The organism is Aeromonas sp. s1(2024), assembly GCF_040908005.1.
GTDB classification, from domain to species: Bacteria; Pseudomonadota; Gammaproteobacteria; order Enterobacterales; family Aeromonadaceae; genus Aeromonas; species Aeromonas caviae.
In genome coordinates this window covers 21,172-27,853 of the sequence record NZ_JBFOCW010000021.1, presented here as the reverse complement: position 1 = coordinate 27,853, position 6,682 = coordinate 21,172, and the positions used below count along the sequence as shown (strand labels likewise).

Sequence of the window (6,682 nt, the reverse complement as noted above, 5' to 3'; positions counted from 1 at the left end):
TGCGCCTGTTGTGGGCATACTGCGAAGGATAACCGCCAGACGCAAAGCCAGTTTAAATGCGCTGCGTGTGGTTATGAGGCGAACGCCGATGTGAACGGCGCTCGCAATATTTTAGCGGCGGGACACGCCGTTTTAGCCTGTGGAGGCGTGGTGCAATCAGGCCGCCCGATGAAGCAGGAACCCGGTACTGCGCGAGCAGCTATCACCCAGTAATGGGAATCCCCCTCCTGTGACGCGAAGCGCTAAGGTGGGGGAGGATGTCAAGAATTGGGCATTCGAATAATAACCATACGGCCTTGCGGTTGTCTAAAGGCACCTAACATCAGATAATACGGCCGCCTTCATACCGGATAACCCATCTTCAATGACTGAGTACCTGCTTTTACTGGTCGGCACCGTGCTGATCAACAACTTCGTGCTGGTGAAGTTCCTCGGCCTTTGCCCCTTCATGGGTGTCTCCGGCAAGCTGGAAACCGCCATCGGCATGGGTCTGGCCACCACCTTCGTCATGACGCTGGCCAGCGCCTGCTCCTATCTGATGGAGCACTATATCCTGATCCCTCTGGAGATCGCCTACCTGCGCACCCTGGGCTTCATTCTGGTGATCGCCGTGGTGGTCCAGTTCACCGAGATGGTGATCCGCAAGAGCAGCCCGACCCTCTATCGCCTGCTCGGCATCTTCCTGCCGCTCATCACCACCAACTGTGCCGTGCTCGGCGTGGCGCTGCTCAGCATCAACGAGCGCCACAACTTCATCCAGAGCATCATCTACGGCTTCGGGGCCGCCGTCGGCTTCTCTCTGGTGCTGATCCTGTTTGCCGCCATGCGTGAGCGGCTGGTGGCCGCCGACGTGCCGGCACCGTTTCGTGGCGTCTCCATCGCCATGGTCACCGCTGGCCTGATGTCGCTGGCCTTCATGGGTTTTACCGGCCTCATCAAGATATAACGCTATGATTCACATACTCTTTGCCATTCTGGTGCTGGCCCTGCTTGCCCTGGCCTTCGGCATCATTCTCGGCTTTGCCGCCGTCAAGTTTCATGTGCAGGCCGATCCCATCGTCGATCAGCTCGATGCCCTGTTGCCCCAGACCCAGTGCGGCCAGTGCGGTTACCCGGGCTGCAAACCCTACGCCGACGCCCTGGCCAATGGCGACAAGATCAACAAGTGCGTGCCCGGTGGCGACGCCACCATGCGCAAGATTGCCGACCTGATGGGGGTCGAGCCCCAGTCTCTGGACGGCGGTGAAGACGCGGCAATCCCCGTCAAGAAGGTGGCCTTCATTCACGAAGACATGTGTATCGGTTGCACCAAGTGCATCCAGGCCTGTCCGGTCGACGCCATCCTGGGTGCCACCAAGGCGATGCACACCGTCATCGCCGCCGAGTGCACTGGGTGCGACCTCTGCGTCGACCCCTGCCCGACCGACTGTATCGAAATGATCCCGGTGCCGACCACGGTCGACAACTGGAAATGGGATCTGGCCAAGGTCGCCATTCCGGTCAAGATAGTGGAATAAACAGCGGAGTAACCATGCAGCATCTGCTCGAACGCATCAAAGCCGGCACTCTGTGGGATTTTCACGGCGGCATCCATCCCCCCGAGAACAAGCACCAGTCCAGCCTGACCCCCGTCGTTGACGCGGGCCTTCCCCCACAGCTCATCATTCCGGTGCGCCAGCACGCGGGTCCGGCCGGCGAACTGCTGGTGCGGGTGGGGGACAAGGTCAAGAAGGGGCAACCCCTCACCCGTTTTGACAAGGGACGCATCGTGCCGGTGCACGCTTCCACCTCGGGCACCATCACCGCCATCGAGCAGCACACGGTGGCGCACCCCTCCGGTCTTGACGATCTCTGCATCCTCCTCACCCCGGACGGAGACGATGCCTGGGGCGAGCGCACACCCCAGCCTGACTACTGGAACCTGGAGCGGGGGGCGTTGCTCGAGCGCATCCAGCAGGCCGGCATCGCCGGGCTCGGCGGCGCCGTCTTCCCGACCCACAGCAAGCTCGACGGCCGTGGCCAGCTCACCGAAATTCTCATCATCAACGGGCTGGAGTGCGAACCCTACATCACCACAGATGACCGTCTGATGCAGGAATACGCCGACGAGATCATAGACGGCATCCGGGTACTCAAGCACCTGCTCAAGCCCAAGCTCACCCTGATCGGGGTGGAAGACAACAAACCGGCGGCCATCGAGGCCCTGACCCGCCATGCCAGCGACGCCGACGTGCTGGTCAAGTCGGTACCGACCAAGTACCCCTCCGGCGGCGCCAAACAGACCATAGAGCTGCTCACCGGACGCCAGGTGCCCAAAGGAGGCCGGGCGGTCGACATGGGCATCATGGTGCTCAACGTCGCCACCGTCTTTGCCATCAAGCGCGCCATCATCGATGGGGAGCCGCTCATCGAGCGCATCGTCACCCTCACCGGCGACGCCTTCAAGAAACCCGGCAATGCCTGGGTGCGTCTGGGCACGCCGGTACGCTGGCTGCTCCAGCGTTTCGAGCTGCAACCGGAGGCGGATCAGCGGGTCATCATGGGGGGCCCCATGATGGGCTTCACCCTGCCCCACGCCATGGTCCCCGTGGTCAAGGCCACCAACTGCCTGCTCTCCCCCACCCGCGCCGAGCTGCCGCCCCCCGGCCCGGAACAGGCCTGCATCCGTTGCAGTGCCTGCGCCGATGCCTGCCCCGCCACCCTGCTGCCCCAGGAGCTTTACTGGTACAGCCGGGTCAAGGAGTACGACAAGGCCGAGAAGCTCAACCTCTTTGACTGTATCGAGTGCGGCGCCTGTGCCTGGGTCTGCCCGAGCGAAATCCCCCTGGTGCAGTACTACAAGATCGCCAAGGATGACATCCGCGAGGCCCGTGCCGAGGCCGAGAAGGCCGAACGTGCCAAGCAGCGCTTCGAGGCCAAGCAGGCTCGCTTCGAGCGTGAGAAGGCGGCCCGCGAAGCCCGCCACGCCGAAGCCGCAGCCCAGCGTCGCCAGGCCATGACGACGGCCGGGGGCGAAGATCCGGTCGCCGCCGCCCTGGCCCGCATCAAGGCCAAACAGGAGACGACCCAGGTGGGCGTGAGCACACCCGCACCGGACAACGAGGCCATGATTGCCGCCCGTGAGGCGCGCAAGCAGGAGGCCATCGCCCGTCGTGCCGCCAAGGCGGTCAATGGCGAGGACAATGAGCTGGCTGACACCCCGGCACCTGGGGAGCAACATCCCAAGGCAGAGCTGGATCCCAAGAAAGCCGCCATCGCCGCAGCCCTGGCACGGGCCAAGGCCAAGAAGGCTGCTCAAGCGCAAGGTGACGGGCCGGTGGTCGCGGATAAGACATCCGTGAATACAACCGAACACGCCGTTGAGGCCTCGGCCGCCGTATCCGAACCCGCCGCAGAAGTGGACCCCAAGAAGGCGGCCATTGCCGCCGCCATCGCCCGGGCCAAGGCCAAGAAAGCCGCCCTGGCGCAAGGTGACGCACCGCTGGACGCGGATAAGACATCCGTGAACACAAGCGATAACGCCATTGAGGCCCCGGCTGCCGCATCCGAGCCCGCCGCCGAGGTGGACCCCAAGAAGGCGGCCATTGCCGCCGCCATCGCCCGGGCCAAGGCCAAGAAGGCTGCTCAGGCGCAAGGTGATGGGCCGGTGGTCGCGGGTGAGACATCCGTGAACACAACCGAACACGCCGTTGAGGCCCCGGCCGCCGCATCCGAGCCCGCCGCCGAGGTGGATCCCAAGAAGGCGGCCATTGCCGCCGCCATCGCCCGGGCCAAGGCCAAGAAAGCCGCCCAGGCGCAAGGTGACGGGCCTGTGGTCGCGGGTGAGACATCCGTGAACACAACCGATAACGCCGTTGAGGCCCCGGCCGCCGCATCCGAGCCCGCCGCCGAGGTGGACCCCAAGAAGGCGGCCATTGCCGCCGCCATCGCCCGGGCCAAGGCCAAGAAGGCCGCCCAGGCGCAAGGGGATGGGCCTGTGGTCGCGGGTGAGACATCCGTGAACACAACCGATAACGCCGTTGAGGCCCCGGCCGCCGCATCCGAGCCCGCTGCCGAAGTGGACCCCAAGAAGGCGGCCATCGCCGCCGCCATCGCCCGGGCCAAAGCCAAGAAGCTGGCGGCCGAGGCTGCCTCCTCCCCTTCGACCGACAAGAGCCACTGATCCATGTTCAATATCGCGAGTGCGCCCTTTGCCCACAACCGCAAACAGACCCAGACCCTGATGGTGCTGGTGATCCTGGCCTGCCTGCCCGGCTTCCTGGCGCAGACCTGGTTCTTCGGCTGGGGGACCCTGATCCAGATCCTGCTGGCGCTGGTCACGGCCCTGGGTTCGGAGGCCCTGGTCCTTCGCCTGCGCGGCCGCCCCGTCAAACCGGCCCTGCTGGATGGCAGCGCGGCGCTCACCGCCGTGCTCATCGGTCTCTCCCTGCCCCCCCTGCTGCCCTGGTGGATGCTGGTGCTGGGCACGGCGTTCGCCATCATCATCGCCAAGCATCTCTATGGCGGGCTCGGTCAGAACCTGTTCAATCCTGCCATGGTGGCCTATGTGCTGCTGCTGGTCTCCTTCCCGGTCCAGATGACCAGCTGGCTGCCCCCCTCCAGCATCGCCGCCTACGACATCGGCTTCGCCGATGCGGCCTCGGTGATCTTCACCGGCTTCAGCCTCGACGGCTACAGCATGCTGCAGCTCAAGCAGGGGGTGGATGGCCTGACCATGGCCACGCCGCTGGATACCTTAAAGACCGGGCTGACCCAGGGGCTGACCGCCACCGAAGTGATGACCCACAAGGTCTTCGAGGGCTGGGGTGGCATCGGCTGGAGCTGGGTCAACCTCGGCTACCTGCTGGGAGGCCTCTTCCTGCTCCAGCAGAAAGTGATCAACTGGCGCATTCCGACTGCCGTGCTGGGCGCATTGCTGCTCGCTGCCACCCTGGGCTATCTGGCCACCCCGGATGCCACCGCCACCCCCATGCTGCACCTGTTCAGCGGTGCCACCATGCTCGGGGCCTTCTTCATCGCCACCGATCCGGTGAGTGCCAGCACCACCGCAAAGGGGCGCCTCGTCTACGGTGTGCTCATCGGCGTGCTGGTCTATGTCATCCGCCGTTTTGGCGGCTATCCGGATGCCTTCGCCTTCGCCGTGTTGCTGGCCAACCTGTGCGTTCCCCTGATTGACAGTCTGACCCGCCCCAAGGTCTATGGAGCCCGTCGCAAATGAACCCCCATCTGAATTGCCGCAGACGCGAGACAGGGAGCCTCCCATGTTGAAAAGCATGCGCAAGAATGGCCTGACCCTGGCCCTCTTTGCCCTCGGCTGCACCGCCATGGTGGTGCTGACCAACGAACTGACCCGGGATCGCATCGCCCACCAGCAAGAGCTGGAGAAGCTGCGCACCCTGCAGGCCCTGCTGCCCGAGGGGAGTTATGACAACGATCTGGTGGCCAGTTGCAAGCTGGTCAGCAGCCGGGAATACCTGGGCAGCGATGAGCCCATGCCCCTCTATACCGCCACTCTCAAAGGGGTGCATACCGGCTACGCGCTGGAAACCGTGGCCCCCGATGGTTACAGTGGAGCCATTCGCATGGTGGTCGGCACCGATGCCAAGGGGGCCGTCAGTGCGGTCAGGGTGCTGGCCCACAAGGAAACCCCGGGGCTTGGTGACAAGATAGAACTGAAGAAATCCAGCTGGATCGACAGCTTCACCGGCAAGTCCCTCACGGCCGACAACGACACCACCTGGGCGGTGAAGAAGGATGGCGGCGAATTCGACGCCTTCACCGGGGCCACCATCACTCCGCGGGCCGTGGTCAAGGCGGTGAAAAATTTGCTGAGGCTGCAACAGGAGCACCCCGAACTGCTGCACGATGCCCCCTCCTGCCATACCAACCCCTAACGCCGGAGCACACGCTATGGAACAAGTCGACGTGATTGACACGGCCAGCCAACCCGCCGGGGAAAGTGGCAGCCGCGAAGAGCTCAAGGAGCTGATGCTGCAGGGACTGTGGAAGAACAACCCCTCCCTGGTGCAGGTGCTGGGACTCTGCCCCACCCTGGCGGTCTCCTCCACCTTTACCAATGCGTTGGGGCTCGGCCTTGCCACCATGGTGGTACTGGTCTGCTCCAACCTCGCCGTCTCCCTGGTGCGCAACTGGGTGCCCAAGGATATCCGCATCCCGGTCTACGTGATGATTATCGCGGCCCTGGTGACCAGCGTGCAGCTGTTGATGAACGCCTACACCTACGGCCTCTATCAGGCGCTCGGCATCTTCATCGCCCTCATCGTCACCAACTGCGTCATCATCGGCCGCGCCGAAGCCTATGCCTCCAAGAACCCGCCCCTGCTTGCCGCCCTCGACGGCTTCATGATGGGGCTGGGCTTTACCCTGGTGCTGCTGGTACTGGGGGGCCTTCGCGAGATCATTGGCATGGGCACCCTGTTTGACGGTGCCGAGCTGCTGCTGGGTGACTGGGCCAAGTCATTGCGCGTCGAGCTGTTCCACGCCGACGCCAGCCTGCTGCTGGCGATCCTGCCCCCCGGCGGCTTCATCGGCCTCGGTTTGATGATCGCCGGCAAAAACGCCATCAACGACTGGATGGGCCGCAAGCAGAGTGCCGAGAAGGCCCACTGCACCGTGCCGGCGGCGGGCGCCCGCACTACCCAGCTCTGAGACAAGAGAGAGC

At 64.2% G+C, this 6,682-nt stretch carries 7 protein-coding genes; all 7 read left to right on the top strand.

The window, feature by feature from the left end; translation table 11 throughout:
• On the top strand, positions 1 to 213 hold a 213-nt coding region (locus AB5Y70_RS05935; RefSeq protein WP_368175974.1), incomplete at its 5' end, for a zinc ribbon domain-containing protein.
• 151 nt (positions 214 to 364) lie between these two features.
• The gene (gene rsxA, locus AB5Y70_RS05930; protein WP_039038677.1) at positions 365 to 946 is read left to right on the top strand and encodes an electron transport complex subunit RsxA; all 582 of its coding nucleotides are present in this window, start codon (positions 365 to 367) and stop codon (positions 944 to 946) included.
• A 4-nt stretch (positions 947 to 950) separates the two neighbouring features.
• Positions 951 to 1,517 (top strand): electron transport complex subunit RsxB, encoded by a 567-nt coding sequence (gene rsxB, locus AB5Y70_RS05925; protein WP_043156390.1) that lies wholly within the window; start codon positions 951 to 953, stop codon positions 1,515 to 1,517.
• A 14-nt stretch (positions 1,518 to 1,531) separates the two neighbouring features.
• Positions 1,532 to 4,162, top strand: coding sequence for an electron transport complex subunit RsxC (gene rsxC, locus AB5Y70_RS05920; protein WP_043156388.1), 2,631 nt, complete (start codon positions 1,532 to 1,534; stop codon positions 4,160 to 4,162).
• 3 nt (positions 4,163 to 4,165) lie between these two features.
• Complete coding sequence (gene rsxD / locus AB5Y70_RS05915; RefSeq protein WP_010674314.1) at positions 4,166 to 5,218, top strand: electron transport complex subunit RsxD; 1,053 nt, start codon at positions 4,166 to 4,168, stop codon at positions 5,216 to 5,218.
• Between the two features lie 43 nt (positions 5,219 to 5,261).
• Positions 5,262 to 5,894: an electron transport complex subunit RsxG gene (gene rsxG, locus AB5Y70_RS05910; protein WP_043156385.1), complete on the top strand. Its 633-nt coding sequence runs from the start codon at positions 5,262 to 5,264 to the stop codon at positions 5,892 to 5,894.
• 16 nt (positions 5,895 to 5,910) lie between these two features.
• A complete protein-coding gene (locus AB5Y70_RS05905) occupies positions 5,911 to 6,669 on the top strand; it encodes an electron transport complex subunit E (protein WP_043156384.1) in 759 nt (252 codons plus the stop codon).
• The last annotated feature ends 13 nt before the right edge of the window (positions 6,670 to 6,682 follow it).

Excerpts from the sequence above, each read along its gene's own strand:
- rsxC (WP_043156388.1), top strand. The coding sequence starts at position 1,532 with ATGCAGCATCTGCTCGAACGCATCAAAGCCGGCACTCTGTGGGATTTT.
- rsxB (WP_043156390.1), top strand. The coding sequence starts at position 951 with ATGATTCACATACTCTTTGCCATTCTGGTGCTGGCCCTGCTTGCCCTG.
- rsxD (WP_010674314.1), top strand. The coding sequence starts at position 4,166 with ATGTTCAATATCGCGAGTGCGCCCTTTGCCCACAACCGCAAACAGACC.
- rsxG (WP_043156385.1), top strand. The coding sequence starts at position 5,262 with ATGTTGAAAAGCATGCGCAAGAATGGCCTGACCCTGGCCCTCTTTGCC.
- AB5Y70_RS05905 (WP_043156384.1), top strand. The coding sequence starts at position 5,911 with ATGGAACAAGTCGACGTGATTGACACGGCCAGCCAACCCGCCGGGGAA.
- rsxA (WP_039038677.1), top strand. The coding sequence starts at position 365 with ATGACTGAGTACCTGCTTTTACTGGTCGGCACCGTGCTGATCAACAAC.